The sequence below is a fragment of the Streptomyces johnsoniae genome (assembly GCF_031845565.1).
Taxonomy (GTDB): domain Bacteria; phylum Actinomycetota; class Actinomycetes; order Streptomycetales; family Streptomycetaceae; genus Streptomyces; species Streptomyces johnsoniae.
In genome coordinates, this window is sequence record NZ_JAVREV010000013.1 from 83457 (window position 1) to 97772 (window position 14316).

At 72.1% G+C, this 14316-nt stretch carries 16 protein-coding genes; 10 read left to right on the forward strand and 6 right to left on the reverse strand.

The genetic code is table 11. The features are described 5' to 3' along the window. Positions 1–521: 521 nt before the first annotated feature. Positions 522–1268, reverse strand: a complete 747-nt coding sequence (locus RM779_RS22345; RefSeq protein WP_311619535.1) for a LysR substrate-binding domain-containing protein — start codon at positions 1266–1268, stop codon at positions 522–524. Positions 1269–1327: 59 nt separating this feature from the next. Here RM779_RS22345 and RM779_RS22350 point away from each other — a divergent pair, with 59 nt between their 5' ends. Further along, a complete protein-coding gene (locus tag RM779_RS22350; protein ID WP_311619536.1) occupies positions 1328–1765 on the forward strand; it encodes a DUF5997 family protein in 438 nt (145 codons plus the stop codon). Between the two features lie 4 nt (positions 1766–1769). Here the strand turns inward: RM779_RS22350 and RM779_RS22355 are convergent, their stop codons facing one another. Together RM779_RS22355 and RM779_RS22360 are read right to left on the reverse strand one after the other, a co-directional pair. Continuing rightward, positions 1770–2348 carry a TetR/AcrR family transcriptional regulator gene (locus RM779_RS22355; RefSeq protein WP_311619537.1) on the reverse strand — a complete coding sequence of 193 codons (579 nt, stop codon included), beginning with the start codon at positions 2346–2348 and terminating at the stop codon, positions 1770–1772. A gap of 47 nt (positions 2349–2395) precedes the next feature. Then, positions 2396–3949: an MFS transporter gene (locus RM779_RS22360; RefSeq protein WP_311619538.1), complete on the reverse strand. Its 1554-nt coding sequence runs from the start codon at positions 3947–3949 to the stop codon at positions 2396–2398. 172 nt (positions 3950–4121) lie between these two features. Between RM779_RS22360 and RM779_RS22365 the strand changes: the two genes are divergently transcribed. The 9 genes from RM779_RS22365 (at position 4122) to RM779_RS22405 (ending at position 11684) form a co-directional block, all read left to right on the forward strand. After that, entirely contained in the window at positions 4122–4574 is a 453-nt protein-coding gene (locus RM779_RS22365) for a hypothetical protein (protein ID WP_311619539.1), read from the forward strand. A gap of 215 nt (positions 4575–4789) precedes the next feature. Then, a complete protein-coding gene (locus RM779_RS22370) occupies positions 4790–5596 on the forward strand; it encodes a helix-turn-helix transcriptional regulator (RefSeq protein WP_311619540.1) in 807 nt (268 codons plus the stop codon). Positions 5597–5822: 226 nt separating this feature from the next. After that, positions 5823–6872 carry an iron-siderophore ABC transporter substrate-binding protein gene (locus tag RM779_RS22375; protein WP_311619656.1) on the forward strand — a complete coding sequence of 350 codons (1050 nt, stop codon included), beginning with the start codon at positions 5823–5825 and terminating at the stop codon, positions 6870–6872. Continuing rightward, positions 6869–7912, forward strand: coding sequence for a FecCD family ABC transporter permease (locus RM779_RS22380; RefSeq protein ID WP_311619541.1), 1044 nt, complete (start codon positions 6869–6871; stop codon positions 7910–7912). The genes RM779_RS22375 and RM779_RS22380 overlap by 4 nt, the downstream gene beginning before the upstream one ends. Further along, positions 7909–8970: a FecCD family ABC transporter permease gene (locus RM779_RS22385; RefSeq protein WP_311619542.1), complete on the forward strand. Its 1062-nt coding sequence runs from the start codon at positions 7909–7911 to the stop codon at positions 8968–8970. Before RM779_RS22380 ends, RM779_RS22385 begins: the two co-directional genes overlap by 4 nt. After that, positions 8967–9779 carry an ABC transporter ATP-binding protein gene (locus RM779_RS22390; protein ID WP_311619543.1) on the forward strand — a complete coding sequence of 271 codons (813 nt, stop codon included), beginning with the start codon at positions 8967–8969 and terminating at the stop codon, positions 9777–9779. Before RM779_RS22385 ends, RM779_RS22390 begins: the two co-directional genes overlap by 4 nt. A 75-nt stretch (positions 9780–9854) precedes the next feature. Continuing rightward, positions 9855–10400 carry a hypothetical protein gene (locus RM779_RS22395; RefSeq protein ID WP_311619544.1) on the forward strand — a complete coding sequence of 182 codons (546 nt, stop codon included), beginning with the start codon at positions 9855–9857 and terminating at the stop codon, positions 10398–10400. A gap of 38 nt (positions 10401–10438) precedes the next feature. Then, on the forward strand, positions 10439–11008 hold the full coding sequence (locus RM779_RS22400) for a SigE family RNA polymerase sigma factor (protein WP_311619545.1): 570 nt from the start codon (positions 10439–10441) through the stop codon (positions 11006–11008). Continuing rightward, entirely contained in the window at positions 10974–11684 is a 711-nt protein-coding gene (locus tag RM779_RS22405; RefSeq protein ID WP_311619546.1) for a hypothetical protein, read from the forward strand. Before RM779_RS22400 ends, RM779_RS22405 begins: the two co-directional genes overlap by 35 nt. 199 nt (positions 11685–11883) lie before the next feature. Here the strand turns inward: RM779_RS22405 and RM779_RS22410 are convergent, their stop codons facing one another. The 3 genes from RM779_RS22410 to RM779_RS22420 all read right to left on the reverse strand — a co-directional run bounded on the left by RM779_RS22410 (position 11884) and on the right by RM779_RS22420 (position 14241). Further along, positions 11884–12249: an antibiotic biosynthesis monooxygenase family protein gene (locus RM779_RS22410; RefSeq protein WP_311619547.1), complete on the reverse strand. Its 366-nt coding sequence runs from the start codon at positions 12247–12249 to the stop codon at positions 11884–11886. A 154-nt stretch (positions 12250–12403) separates the two neighbouring features. Continuing rightward, the gene (locus RM779_RS22415) at positions 12404–13282 is read right to left on the reverse strand and encodes an ABC transporter permease (protein WP_311619548.1); all 879 of its coding nucleotides are present in this window, start codon (positions 13280–13282) and stop codon (positions 12404–12406) included. Beyond that, the gene (locus tag RM779_RS22420) at positions 13279–14241 is read right to left on the reverse strand and encodes an ATP-binding cassette domain-containing protein (protein ID WP_311619549.1); all 963 of its coding nucleotides are present in this window, start codon (positions 14239–14241) and stop codon (positions 13279–13281) included. The genes RM779_RS22415 and RM779_RS22420 overlap by 4 nt, the downstream gene beginning before the upstream one ends. Between the last annotated feature and the right edge of the window lie 75 nt (positions 14242–14316).

The following is a 14316-nucleotide window of genomic DNA, read 5'->3' on the forward strand; positions in this document are numbered from 1 at the left end:
GCCCCGGCGCCCTGGGCGCACTTCCCCACCCGGGAGGGCGAGTTGGGCAACCCCGCGACGGGGTGCGACGCGCCGGTGTTCCGGGCGGAAGCACTGATGAAGGCGGAGGACATCGAGCCGTTCCGCCCCTGGGCGCTGGGGCAGCCCGTCCCGATGCCCGGCCCGGCTGGTACCGGGCCCAGCGGGACGGCGGGCGCGGGCCGAGGCGGACGCGCGGGCCGAGGCGGACGCGCAGGCGCGGTTCGAGCGCGACTGGCACGCCGCCCAGGCCGCGGAGGCCGAGCGGCAGCGCAGCCTGGCCGACCTCGCGGAGGTCCGGCAGCACGACGAGGGCGTGCGCCGCCCGTGGGAAGGACCCGGCCGCGGGGACGCGGACGCGGTGGTGGAGTTCTTCTCCGCCGCCCTGTACGCGGCGGCGGCCTGGCCGGACGACTTCCCGCGCCGGGTCGAGGCGTCCTTCGACGCGGCCGGCCGCCCGTCGGCGGGGTTTGACCGTCGGCGGGGTTTGACCGGCGGTGGGGTTATGACCGGCGGCGGGGTTTGCCGCGTCTGCCGCGTTTGGGGTCGGCGTGGCCGCCGGAGCCGTGTCGCGCGTTCTTGCCGGGGGCGGGGCGCTTCGGCTTCGGCTTCGGCTTGGGTTTGGGCTGCGGCGGGGTCGGCCGGCCGCGTGAGCTGTTGACCGTCCGCCCGCGGACGATCCCGATGAACTGCTCCATCAGGTCGGTGGTTTCCTCCTCGGGCCACGACAGTCCGACACGCGACTCGGGGGCGTCCGTCAGCGGCCGGTACGTGAGGTCCCTGCGGTGGTGCAGACGGGCGAGTGACTGCGGGACGACGAGCAGTCCCACGCCCGCCGCCACCAGTTCGACGGCGTCCGCCGTCGTGGCGGGGCGTTCGTGCGCGGGCCGGCCGGGCGGCCGTTCCCAGTCGAGGGTGTCGTCCAGGGGGTGCAGCACGACTTCCTCGGCGAGATCGTCGGCCGACACCTCGTCGACCGCCGCCACGACGTGGTCCTTCGGCACCACGACCACCGTCGTCTCGGTGTAGAGGGGGATCACGCTGAGGCCCGTCCGGTCGGTCGGCAGCCGCAGGAAGCCCGCGTCGGCTTCCGCACGCCGCAGCATGCCGGACACCTCGGCGGCGGGGACCTGGGCGAGGGCCAGCGGGACGTCGGGCAGCCGTTCGTTCCAGATCCGTACCCACTTGGCCGGTGTCACGCCCGGAACGTACGCGAGACGAAACGAAGGGGGCACTTCCGCGTCTGTCACCTCGCCAGGCTATCCGGTCGTGGTCGGGCGCCCCGCGCGCGCTCGTTACCCTTGGCAGCATGACCCCGCACCGGACCGTTCAGACGATGAAGCCCGCCACCGCGGCGAAGAAGCTGGGGGTGTACCTCCAGGCCACCCCCGCCGAGTTCCAGGAGGGCGTCGTCTCGCGGACCGAGTTGAGCGCGCTCCAGGCCGATCCGCCCGAGTGGCTGCGGGAGCTGCGGAGCAACGGCCCGCATCCCCGGCCGGTGGTCGCGGCGAAGCTGGGCATCTCCATCGCGGGCCTCGCGCGCGGGGGCGTGACCGGCGCCCTCACCACGGCGGAGATCGACGCGCTGAAAAGGGACCTTCCCGAGTGGCTACGGCAGGAGCGTGCCACGCAGGCCGAGGTGCGGAAGGAAGCGGCGCGCGTCAGGGAGAAGAGGGAGAAGGAGCAGGAGCAGGAGCAGGAGAAGAACGCGGCGGAGAGCGGCAAGCCGCGCCGCCGGCCCTCCTGACGTATCAGCCCGGCCGGTTGGCCGTTCCGCCGAGTGTCTGCTGGAGAACGGCGCGGATGTAGCCGGTGTCGGCGGGGGCGCTGTCGATGAGGATGGCGGTGCACAGGCCGTCGGAGGCCGCGACGAGCGCGGCGACGGCCCCTGGATCGTCGGTGAAGTGCCCGGCCAGCTCGGCGACGTTCTCCCGCCAGCGACGGGCGGTGGGCCGCAGCGCCGGCCTGCGGGCGGCGAGGCTGGACAGCTCGCGCTCGGCGAGGGCGCGGTCGCGCCCCGGCCCCGCGGATTCGGCGATGAGCGCGGCCAGCCCGTGGAGCTTGTCGTCGTCGTGGTCGATGATGTCCCGGATGCGGGCGGTGTAGGCGTCGGCGACGCTGGAGAGGGTCGCGACGAGCAGGTCGTCCAGGGTGGCGAAGTAGTACGTGCTCAGGCTGGTCGGAATGCCGGCTTCCTTGGCGACCGTGCGGTGGGTGACACCGGCGGCGCCATCGCGCCGGACGACGGCGAGGGTGGCCCCGATGATCTCGGCGCGGCGCTTGTGCCCTCTGGCCCTGCGCCCGTCGATGACGGCGTCGCCCTCGTTCATGCTCCCTCCTGCACCCCAGTGTAGTGGGGCCGTTCACGCGGGCTTTCTCACGACGGGCCGGGTCCTTCGGCCCGGTCCTGGCCCAGCGGGCGGACGTGCCGCAGCGTCAGCAGGCACAGCACGGTGACGGCCGCGATGGCGGCCCCGGCGACGAGGGCGGCGACGTTCACCCCGGTGGTGAACGCCTCCTGGGCGGCGCGGATCGTTTCCGGTGGTACCCGTTCGGACACTTCGAGGGCGCCGCCGAGGCTGTCGGTGACGCGGTCGGCGATCTCGGGCGGCGCGTCCGGGGGCGTGGGCGCCTGGCTGCGGTAGACGGTGGTGGTGAGGCTGCCGAGCAGCGCGACACCGGTCGCGATGCCCAGCTCCTGGACGGTCTCGGACAGGGCCGCGGCCGAGCCGGATTTCGTTGCCGGGGCGGCGCCGACGACCATGTCCGTGCCAAGCGCGGCGATGGCGCCCAGGCCGAGGTAGACGAACGCGAAGCCGATCACCACCGAAGTCCTGCTGCCGGGTCCCGCGGTCGCGAGCAGCGCGTAGCCGAGCACGGAGATCCCCAGCGTCACCGCCATGACCAGTCCCGGGCGCACGCGTCCGGCCAGGAGCGGGGCCCCGATGGCCGCGGCGAACATGGCGAGCGCGGGCGGCCCCATCCACAGGCCGGCCGTCGCCGGGTCGAGTCCTTCGACGAGTTGGAGGAACTGGGTGACCAGGTACATCGTGCCCCCGACGCCGACCAGCCCGATCAGCAGGACCGCCAGCGCGGCCGAGAAGGCACGGTCGGTGAACAGCGTCACGTCGAGCAGCGGCGAGGCGAGCCGTCGCTGCCTGCGCACGAACCCGGCGCCCGCCGCGCCGCCGGCCGCGGCGAGGACCGCGGTCAGCGGGGTGGGCCCGTAGGCGGCCATGTCCTTCACGGCATAGACGACGGGGAGGATGGCGGCCAGCGAGAGGACGACGCTGGCCAGGTCGAGCCGGCCCTCGTGGGGCGCGACGTACTCGGGGAGCAGCAGCCGCGCACCGGCCAGCACGAGGACCGCGACGGGGACGGCGAGCAGGAAGGCCGCTCCCCACCAGAACCGGTCGACCAGCGCGCCGCCGACCACAGGGCCCGCGGCCATCCCGAGCGCGAACATCGTCGCCCACACCCCGATCGCGAGGGCGCGCTGCCGCACGTCGGGGAACATGTTGGAGATCAGCGACAGGGTCGAAGGCATGAGCGTGGCCCCGGCGACGCCGAGCAGTGCCCTGGCCAGGATCAGCAGGTCGGCGCTCGGGGCGAACGCGGCCAGGACCGAGATGCCCGCGAACGCCACGACCCCGATCATCAACAGGCGCCGCCTGCCGATCCGGTCGCCCACGGTGCCCATCGTGATGAGGAGACCGGCGATGAAGAAGCCGTAGGAGTCCATGATCCACAGCGTCTGCGTCGCCGAGGGGTCGAGGTCGGCGGCCATGCTCGGCAGCACCAGGTACAGCACCGTGAGGTCCAGGCCGAGCAGCACGGTCGGCAGCGCCAGCAGCGCAAGGCCCGCCCATTCCCGCGCCCCCGCGCGCTTCGTTCCGGTCTGCGTCTGCGTCTGCGCTTGGGGCTGCGTCATAAGTTGAACCATAGTACAAGTAGAACCATCGTCCAAATACGCGCGGAACGATGCGTGTTCCTGGTGCCACGGGGCGCGAGGAGCACTGCGATCTGGGGCAGGACGATCGCGGTGAGCGACCGGAGGCCGGCGGGGATCGGAGCGGAGGGGCCGGGGGATGCTTCCCGAGGCGATGACAGCACTCGCGGCGGCCGGCGGCACGGCCGTCGTTCAGGCGGCGGGCACGGACACGTGGACGACGGTCAGGGCACGGCTGGCGCTGTGGTTCGGGCAGGGGGACGAGGGGCGCGAACGGGAGGCGCGGGAGCGGCTGGACCAGACCGGGGCGGCGCTGACCGGGGCCGAGTCGAACGGGGCGGCGGGCGCGGAGGCCGAGCGGCTGCGCAGCCGGCGGGAAGGCGTGTGGCGGGCGCGCATCGAGGACCTGCTGGAGACGCTGACGGACGCACACGAGCGCCACGCGCGTGCCACCCGCCTGCTCGACGTGCTCCCTGAAGCCCAACGGGACGCGCATGCCGAACGGTTGAGGGCCCTGGTCCCGAACGTCTCGGCGCCGGGCGGCAACGCGGTCGACGGCGACATGACCATCCGCTCCACGGGCCCTCCGCCGTGGCGTCCGGTGTGATCCACGACGGCGTCACCATCATCGACACTCCTTCCCGGCCCGTCCGACCGAGGGCTGAACCAGGCCCAGCCGTTCCGGCACCGCGCGCTGGTGGACGAGTTGCGGCGGCCGGCCTCCTGCGTGGTGCGCACGCGGGCGGGAGCAGGAGGGAGCAGGAGGGAGCAGGAGGGCAATCCGCCGGTTCGCCCGGCTTCCCGTACTCCTAGGGTGGGGGCATGCGAGCCGCCTCCCCCGCCGCCCGCCCGCGCACGAGCCGGGAGACCCGTACGCTGCCCGCCCTCGCGCCGGGCGCGGTGGAGGTGCCGTTCGTCATCCGGTGCTATGACGAGGTCGTCGCCCACGACACCACCTGGAACGAGCACTCGCACCCCTTTCACGAACTGCTCTGGAACCAGCGCGGCGCGTCCACGGCCGTGGTGGGCGCGCGGGTGTGGACCATCACTCCCACCCTGGGGCTGTGGATGCCGGCGGGCACCCTGCATTCCGGCTCGGCGATAGCCGGCACCTGGTTCCGCGCGAGCTTCTTCGGCCTCAGCGGCACCACCTCGATCTCCGACATCCCCGTGGCCGTCGAGATCACCCCGCTGCTCCGGCTGCTCCTCGAACGACTGGGCGAGCCCCGGCTCTCCGCGGCGTCCCGGTCGGTGACGGAGGCCATGGTGCTGGACGTGCTCACGCCGTCTTCGCGTGAACTGCTGCTCAACGTGCCCGTGTCCGACCTGCTGCGGCCCATCGCCGAGGCGGTCCGCGAGGACCCCCGCGACCAGCGGACGCTGGCCAACTGGGCGGCCGAGCTGGGGGTGAGCCCGCGCACGATCACCCGGGCGTTCACCGCGGAGACCGGCACCAGCTTCGGGCGCTGGGTCGCGGCGGTGCGCGCGCAGCACGCGGTCGGGCTGCTGACCCGGGGCTGGGAGGTCGAGGCCGTCGCGGAGCGGGTCGGCTACCGGTCGGCGAGCGCGTTCGGCGCGGCCTTCCGGCGCACGACCGGGCTCACTCCGGGGACGTTCCGGACCCGTTGAACGGGGCTGCCGGGGCGTACGCCCGCCGACCGTATGTCCCGATTGCTACAACACGTGTCCCGAAAGGCTGATTGCGACATGCGGTCGGCTCTCTTAAGGTGCTCAAGGAAGGCAAGCCTTACCTAAGTGGCTTGCGTCAGCACGGTGCACCGCTCCACGACCGCGTTCCGCGACCCAGACGTGCGAGGTCCGACACCAAGGAGTTCCGGAAGTGGAGTACGGATCAATGCGCCCACACCGCATCCCCCTGCTCGCCATGGCGGCGGTCCTGCTGGGGCTCACGGCCTGCGGCGGCTCCTCCGACGCCCAGGACGACAGCGACGGGAACGGAGGGAACGGCGGGAACGGCTCGACCTCGTTCCCCCTCACGGTCGAGCACGCCCTGGGCGAGACCACCATCTCCGCCCAGCCGGAGCGCGTCGCCACCGTCAACTGGGCCAACCACGAGGTGCCGCTGGCCCTCGGCGTCGTCCCGGTCGGCATGGCCGCGGCCAACTTCGGCGACGACGACGGCGACGGCGTCCTGCCCTGGGTCAGCGAGCGGCTCGACGAGCTGGGGGCCGAGCCCCCGGTCCTGTTCGACGAGACCGACGGCATCGACTTCGAGGCCGTGGCCGACACCCGCCCCGACGTGATCCTGGCCTCCTACTCGGGGCTGACACAGCAGGACTACGACACCCTGAGCGAGATCGCGCCCGTGGTGGCGTACCCGGACTCCCCGTGGGCCACGCCGTGGCGCGAGATCATCCGCCTGAACAGCGAGGCGATCGGACTCGCCGACGAGGGCGAGGAGCTGATCACGGACATCGAGGGCGATATCGAGGCCGTGGTCGCCGACTACCCGCAGCTGCAAGGGAAGTCGGCGATGTTCATGACGCACGTCGACCCCAACGACGTGAGCGAGATCGGCTTCTACACCACGCACGACACCAGGACCCTCTTCTTCGAGGACCTCGGAATGACCACCCCGGGCAGCATCGCGACGGCTTCCGAGGGCACGGACCAGTTCGCCCTGACGCGCAGCGCGGAGCAGGTCGACGTGTTCGACGACGTGGACATCATCACCGGATACGGCGACGAGACCGGCGAGCTGCTCGAAACGATGCGGAACGACCCGCTGCTGTCCAAGATCCCCGCCGTCGAGCGCGGCTCGGTCTACCTCCTGCCGGGCAGCGCCCCCCTCGCCACCGCGGCGAACCCCACCCCGCTGTCGATCTCCTGGGTGCTGGAGGACTACGTGGCGGCACTCGCCGAAGCGGCGGACAGGGTCGGGTGACGGCGCTCGGAACCCGACGCCCGCCGGACGCCGCCATGGTGCGGCGTCCGGCGCGCGTGCGGCTGCTTTGGCTCCTGGTCCTGGTCCTGACGCTGGCCCTGATCATGCTGGCGTCCGTCGCCTTCGGCTCGCGCACCGTTCCCTTCTCCGACGTCCTCGCGGCGCTCGGCGGCGCCGAGGACACCCTGGAACAGGCGGCGGTCACCAAGCGGATTCCGCGCACGGTGCTCGCCCTGGTCATCGGCGCCGCGCTCGGCCTGGCGGGCGCGGTCATGCAGGGAGTGACGCGCAACCCGCTGGCCGATCCCGGAATCCTCGGCGTCAACATGGGCGCCTCCCTCGCCGTCGTCACGGCGGTCGCCTACTTCGGGCTCACCTCGCCGACCGGCTACGTCTGGGTCGCGATGGCCGGGGCGGCCGTCTCGGCCGTGTTCGTGTACACCGTCGGCTCCCTCGGGCGCGGCGGCGCCACTCCCCTCAAACTCGCCCTCGCGGGCGCCGCGACGTCGGCCGCGTTCGCCTCGCTCGTCACCGCCGTCGTGCTGCCCCGCAACGACATCGCCGGCAGCTTCCGGCTCTGGCAGATCGGCGGCGTGGGCGGCGCGTCGTTCGAACGCATCGGGCACGTGCTGCCGTTCCTCGCCGTGGGGTGCGCCATCTGCCTCCTGTCGGCGCGGACCCTCAACTCGCTCGCCCTCGGCGACGAACTCGCCGCGGGACTCGGCGAACGCGTCGCCCTCGCCCGCGCCACGGCCGCGGTCGGCGCCGTCGTGCTGTGCGGCGCCGCGACGGCCGTCGCGGGCCCGATCGGGTTCGTCGGTCTTGTCGTTCCGCACGCCTGCCGCCTGCTGACCGGCGTCGACCACCGGTGGCTCCTGCCGTTCTCCGCCCTGGCCGGCGCCGCGCTGCTCACCGCGGCCGACGTCGTCGGACGCGTCGTGGCCCGCCCCGCCGAGGTCGACGTGGGCATCGTGACCGCGCTGATCGGCGCCCCGTTCTTCATCCACATCGTCCGCCGTCAGAAAGTGCGTGCCCTGTGAGCGCCCCCGCCGTCACCCGGCCCCGGCCGTCGTCCGTGCTCCGGGCCGTCACCCACGGCCGGACGCGACGCGCCGCCCGGCGCCGGCTCATCGTCCTGGTCCTCGCGGTGCTCGTCGTCGCCGCGTTCGCCATGACCCTGATGTACGGGCAGACGTACTACCCGCCGGGCGACGTGATGCGGGTGATCCTCGGGGAGCAGGTGCCGGGGGCGTCCTTCACGGTCGGGCGGCTCCGCCTGCCGCGCGCGGTCCTCGCCGTGACGGCGGGATTCAGCTTCGGCCTGGCCGGCGTCACCTTCCAGACGATGCTCCGCAACCCGCTGGCCAGCCCCGACATCATCGGCATCAGCGCGGGCGCGAGCGCCGCGGCGGCCATCGCGATCGTCACCCTGTCCCTGAACGAGAGCCAGGTCTCCGTCTTCGCGATCGCCGCCGCCCTCGCCGTCGCCCTGCTGGTGTACACCCTGGCCTTCCGGGACGGCGTCGCCAGCACCCGGCTCATCCTCATCGGCATCGGGATCTCCGCGATGCTCGACAGCGTCACCTCCTACGTTCTGTCCCGGGCCGCCGAATGGGACCTCCAGGAGGCGATGCGCTGGCTGACCGGCAGCCTCAACGGCGCCACCTGGGACCAGGTCGTGCCCACCCTCGTCGCCCTGGCCGTGCTCGTCCCCGTCCTGCTGTCGCGGGCGCGCGACCTCTCCGCGATGCAGCTCGGCGACGACACCGCCGCCGCACTCGGGGTCCGCATCGAACGCACCCGCGTCACGCTGATCGTCGCCGCCGTCGGCCTGATCGCCTTCGCCACCGCCGCCACCGGGCCGATCGCGTTCGTGGCCTTCCTGTCGGGACCCATCGCGGCGCGGCTCGTGGGGCCCGGCACCTCACTGCTGGTACCGGCCGGGCTCGTCGGCGCCCTGCTGGTGCTCACCGCGGACTTCACCGGCCAGTTCGCGTTCGACGTCCGCTACCCGGTCGGCGTCGTCACCGGCGTCCTCGGCGCGCCCTACCTCATCTACCTGATCATCCGCACCCACCGGTCGGGAGGCTCGCTTTGACCACGTCCCACACACTCGCGGCCGAAAACCTCACGCTCGGCTACGGCGACCGCGTCGTCGTGGCGGACCTCGACCTGACCGTGCCGCCCGGCGCGATCACGGTCATCGTCGGGGCCAACGCCTGCGGGAAGTCGACGCTGCTGCGTTCGATGTCCCGGCTGCTCGCCCCGCGCGAAGGCCGCGTGGTCCTGGACGGCAAGGAGGTGCACCGCCGGCCGGCCAAGGAACTCGCCCGCACCCTCGGCCTGCTGCCCCAGTCACCCCTCGCCCCCGAGGGCATCACCGTGCTCGACCTCGTCGGCCGGGGGCGCCACCCCCACCAGGGCATCTTCTCCCGCTGGAACGAGAACGACGACGCCGCGGTGGCGTCGGCCCTGGAGGCCACCAGGACCGCGGACCTCGCCGACCGCGCCGTCGACGAACTGTCCGGCGGCCAGCGCCAGCGGGTGTGGATCGCCATGGTCCTGGCGCAGCAGACCGATCTGCTGCTGCTCGACGAGCCGACCACGTTCCTCGACGTCACCCACCAGATCGAGGTACTCGACCTGCTGACCGACCTCAACAGGACCCGCGGCACCACGATCGTGATGGTGCTGCACGACCTCAACCTCGCCGCCCGGTACGCGGACCACCTCATCGCCCTGGCGGGGGGCCGCCTGCACGCCGCCGGAACCCCGGCCGGGGTACTGACGGAGGAGAGCGTCCGCGCCGTCTTCGGCCTCGACAGCCGCATTATCGAGGACCCCCTGTCCGGCAGACCGCTGATGCTCCCCATCGGCAGACACCACACGGCTTCCGCGGACATCTGACGAACGGTGGATAGATCCGGCTGCCGGCCGACGTCTGAGTCATGACCGACCAACGACAGACCCTTTGGAGGGTTCATGACCGGGATGCTGACTTTCAGGCGCGCCGTGCTCACCGGCGCCGCTGCCGCCGCCGCGATGGTGGTGCTCCTCCCGCAGGGGGCCCAGGCCGGCGGGATGGACCTGATCGAGGCGCGGCCCTACGAGCGGGTGGAGATCAACGACTCCTTCGTGATGGGGCTGCTGCCCGAGGGCAACCAGAACTACGTGGTTTCCTCCCCCGAGCAGTTCGACGAAAGCGTCGAGGCCGCCAAGCAGTACCCCGGCAGCAACATCCGCCCCAACAGCATCAGCGCCGGCATGTACGGCGAGGACGGCGAGATCGTCCTGATCGAGGGCGCCTGGCGGCTGGACGAGGGCGTGCCGTTCATCTCGGTCACCCCGGAGGGCCAGGACTGGGGCTACGGGGCGCATCCGGTGGCGCTGGAGAACGAGGACGGCTGGGGTACGTTCTACTTCGACCCCGCCCACTGGGAGATCGAGGGCGTCGACACCTACACGATCACCGCGACCGACGGGTCCGGCGAGGTGTTCAGCGAGTTCGAGGTCTCCCTCGGCCGCTGAGGCGACGTCCGACGACTCCGACAGTTCCGACAGCTCCGATGACTCGCGCACCCGAAGCACACGACGCCGACTTCAGGACCTTCGCGGTCAGCCGGTGGTCCCCGCTGCTGCGGACCGCCTACCTGCTGACCGGCAACCATCACGACGCGGAGGACCTGACCCAGTCGGCGCTGGTCAAGGCGTACGCGCGGTGGGACCGGGTGACACAGGCGGCCGATCCGGACGCCTACGTGTGGCGCATCATGATCAACGCCCATCGCGACCGGGTCCGCCGGCTGCGGGTGCCCGAGTGGCTGACGACCCGGTTCCCGGAACAGACCGTCCGGGACCGGGTCGATAACGTCCTCGCCCGGGGCGTGTTAACGGCCGCGCTGCAACGGCTCCCGCCGCGGCAGCGCGCCGCGGTCGTGCTGCGTTACGTCGAGGACCGCACCGAGACCGAGGTCGCCGCGCTGCTCGGCGTCCGGGTCGGGACGGTGCGCAGCCGGTCGGCGCGCGGCCTGGAGAAACTGCGCGCCGACCCGGCGGTCCTTGACCTGCGCGAGCCGGAGAACGGACAGGAGGTGACGTTCCGTGGCGGAGCGGAAGAACGGGCCGGAGTTCGTTGAGGAACTGCGCCTGGCGGCGGAGGCGATGGAGGCCGGGCCGCCACCGCTGGACGAGATGATCCGCCGGGGCCGCGCGCTCCGCGCCCGCCGCCGGGCGGCGGCGGGCGCCGGAACGGCGGCCGTCCTGGCGGCGGCGCTGGCGGCCGGTCTGGCATGGCTGCCGGCCGACGCCGGACCCGACGGCACCGCGCCCCCGGCGCCCCCCGCGGCCACGCGCGAGTCGCCGTCCCCCCGCGGCCACGTGCGGGTAGAGCCCTACGAGCGGGTGGTGATCAACGACTCGTTCGTGATGGCGCTGCTGCCCGAGGGCAACCAGAACTACGTGGTTTCCTTCCCCGAACGGTTCGACGAGGACGTCGAGGCCGCCAAGCAGTACCCCGGCAGCAACATCAACCCCGACAGCATCAGTGCCGGTTACCGCGCGGAAGCCGACGTGGTCGAGCTGGTCGAGGGTTCCTGGCGGCTGGACAGGGCGCCCGCGCGCATCGAGATCGCGCCCGAGGGCCAGGACGTCACCTACCCGGCCACCGTGGTCACCCTGGCAGGCGAGCCGGGCTGGGGCACCTACTACCTCGACGCCGGCCACCACCCGGCCTTCACCCTCGGCTTCCGGGTGATCGCCTACGACACGACCGGCGACGTACTCGCCGAGATCCCCGTGACCGCCCAGCGCTGAGCTGGTCCGCCGGCCCCGGCCCCGGCCCGGGGGCGCGACCCGCCCCGCCGCACCGGCGCGTCACTCGGATACAGCGGGAATCGGCTTGCGCCGCAGCCGCGCCACCGCGGCAGCCCGTTCGTGCCCTGAGTTCGTTGACACTGAACGACTCGACAACGCAGTCGTCGTCGGCGTCAGGTACCGCGGTCAGGTATCGCGGTCAGGTATCGCCGGTCCTCTGGGGACCAGGGCCGATCTCGCGCACGACCCGGTAGGTGGGGGCTCCGCTCATGCGGGGCTCCGCTTCGCCCGACAGCCCATCCAGCGCCTGCTGGATGGCCGCCATGCGCCCCTCGGTGTCGGACGTCTCGACGAAATCGCGGTAGTCGGCCTCACTCGCCCAGTGCACGATGTTGTAGACACGGGTGCCGTCGGTACTCACATGGAGTCGAGCGGACAGGTAGCCAGGATAGAAGCGCACCCACCGCTCCTGGATTTCGGCGAATGCCTCCGCCAGTTCCCTTTGGGTCTCGGGGCCGTCGACCGTGTAGTCGATGATCGAGTAGAAGCCGGAATCGCTGCTCATGCTGGTTTCGCTCCGTGGATCGGCAGGTTGCGTTATCTACCGGACCAGATCCTGCAAATTCAACCGCACTTGAGGTCAAGCGTGACAGCGGTCACCCAAGGCCGGCCGGCATCCGAACGCGCGGGGGACCGGCCGGCGGACTGTTCCTCCCGCTTCACTCCGCCTTCGCGAAGTGCCGGGCCGTCAGCGGGGCGAACAGCGTGATCAGGGCCACGGACCAGATCACCGTGGTGAGGACGGGATGGGCCAGCGGCAGCGGCCCATCCGGCGCGGGCGCGTTGCCGAAGAGCGAACGCGCCGCGCTGATTGCCGCGCTGAAGGGGTTCCACTCCGCCAGCGTCCGCAGCATGGTCGGCATGCCGGCAGTCGGCACGAAGGCGTTGGAGAGCATGACGAAGGCGAAGACGAGCGGCGCGAGCTGCTGGATCGTCTCCATGGTGCGGATCGCCAGTCCGAGGAAGACCCCGGCCCAGGTCAGGCCGTAGCCGAAGAGCAGGAGCAGGACGAAGCCCGCCAGCGCGGACGCGGCGCCGTCCTCGATGCGCCAGCCGACGGCGAGACCGAGCAGCGCCATGGCGGTGAGGGAGACAACGGACAGGACGAGCTGGCTGCCCGCCAGGCCGAACGGTACGGCGATGCGCCGCATCGGGAGCGACTTGAGCCGTTCGGTGACGCCGTTCTGCACCTCCATGGCCGTCGACCCCGCTGTCATGACGGCGCCTGTCGCGGCGACGAGCACGAAGACCGCGGGGATCAGCTCTCTCCGGTAGTCCGTGGCGGAGCCGTCGCTCAGGGCATTGCCGAATACGTAGCCGAACATGGCGACCATGCCGAGCGGGGCGGCCAGGCTCGCCGCGATGACCGAAGGGTTCCGCCTGAGGGCGAGGAGGTTGCGGTGGACGATGATCGCGCCGTCGGCCGGCCACCACCGCTTCCGTACGAGGGGCCGTGCCCGCGGCCCCTTCCGGGGCGTCCGGTCGGCCATGCCCCTGGTTTCTCCCGCCGGTGTCTCCTCGTTCACCGCGTCGTTCATGCCGGTCCTCCGGTCAGGGCGAGGTAGGCCTCGTCAAGGGTGGGCTCGTGCAGGCCGATGTCGGCGACGTCGACCCCGGCGTCGTTCAGTGCGGCGAGGACGGACGGCAACGTCAGGGTCCCTGCCGCCACCGAGCCCGTGATCGTCGTCGCTCGGGGGGTGGGGGCGGGGAGGCCGGAGACCCCGAGGCCGCTGAGCAGGCCGCACGCCGTTCCGTGCGATTCCTCCGAGGCGAGGGTCACCGACAGCCGTAGCCCGATCCGCCGCTTGAGCGCGCGCGGTGTGTCGTCGGCGATGACCCGGCCCGAGTCGAGCACCGCCACGCGCTCCGCAAGGTGGTCGGCTTCCTCCAGGTATTGGGTGGTCAGAAGGACGGTCGTGCCCCTCTCGGCCAGCTCTTTCACGGCCTTCCAGATGGCGGTGCGGCTGTGTGGATCGAGCCCGGTGGTGGGTTCGTCGAGGAAGAGGACGGCGGGTTCCAGGAGGAGGCTGGAGGCGATGTCCAGCCTTCGGCGCATTCCGCCGGAGTAGGCGCTGATCGGACGGTCGCCCGCTTCCGCCAGGTCGTACCGCTCCAGGAGTTCCCCGGCGGTGCGGCGGGCCGTCGCCCGGGAGAGTCCGTGCAGTCTGCCGAAGACGAAGAGGTTCTCCCGGCCGCTGAGGCGCCCGTCGAGCGTGGTCTGCTGTGCGGTGATGCCGATCGAGGCCCGGACGTCGGCGGGATGGGTGACGACATCGTGGCCGCCGACCCAGGCGCGTCCCGAGGTCGGGGCAGCGAGGGTTGACAGCAGACGGAGCAACGTGGACTTGCCCGCACCGTTGTGTCCCAGAAGTCCGAATACCGTTCCCGCCGGCGCGGTGAGGTCGATGCCGTCGAGCGCGGTCATGGCCTTGTGGCCCCGACCATAGACTTTGGTCAACTCCTCCGTACGAATTGCCGGTGCGGATGGTCCTGACATGGCCACTCCTTCAGCGATCGGTGTTCGCAGTGTGTGGCCAGCTTACTGCGAACGCTGTATGCAGTGTGTGTGAGG

Excerpts from the sequence above, each read along its gene's own strand:
- RM779_RS22350 (WP_311619536.1), top strand. The coding sequence starts at position 1,328 with ATGACCCCGCACCGGACCGTTCAGACGATGAAGCCCGCCACCGCGGCG.
- RM779_RS22365 (WP_311619539.1), top strand. The coding sequence starts at position 4,122 with ATGACAGCACTCGCGGCGGCCGGCGGCACGGCCGTCGTTCAGGCGGCG.
- RM779_RS22415 (WP_311619548.1), bottom strand. The coding sequence starts at position 13,282 with ATGAACGACGCGGTGAACGAGGAGACACCGGCGGGAGAAACCAGGGGC.
- RM779_RS22360 (WP_311619538.1), bottom strand. The coding sequence starts at position 3,949 with ATGACGCAGCCCCAAGCGCAGACGCAGACGCAGACCGGAACGAAGCGC.
- RM779_RS22355 (WP_311619537.1), bottom strand. The coding sequence starts at position 2,348 with ATGAACGAGGGCGACGCCGTCATCGACGGGCGCAGGGCCAGAGGGCAC.
- RM779_RS22410 (WP_311619547.1), bottom strand. The coding sequence starts at position 12,249 with ATGAGCAGCGATTCCGGCTTCTACTCGATCATCGACTACACGGTCGAC.
- RM779_RS22420 (WP_311619549.1), bottom strand. The coding sequence starts at position 14,241 with ATGTCAGGACCATCCGCACCGGCAATTCGTACGGAGGAGTTGACCAAA.
- RM779_RS22395 (WP_311619544.1), top strand. The coding sequence starts at position 9,855 with ATGACCGGGATGCTGACTTTCAGGCGCGCCGTGCTCACCGGCGCCGCT.
- RM779_RS22375 (WP_311619656.1), top strand. The coding sequence starts at position 5,823 with ATGCGCCCACACCGCATCCCCCTGCTCGCCATGGCGGCGGTCCTGCTG.
- RM779_RS22370 (WP_311619540.1), top strand. The coding sequence starts at position 4,790 with ATGCGAGCCGCCTCCCCCGCCGCCCGCCCGCGCACGAGCCGGGAGACC.
- RM779_RS22400 (WP_311619545.1), top strand. The coding sequence starts at position 10,439 with ATGACTCGCGCACCCGAAGCACACGACGCCGACTTCAGGACCTTCGCG.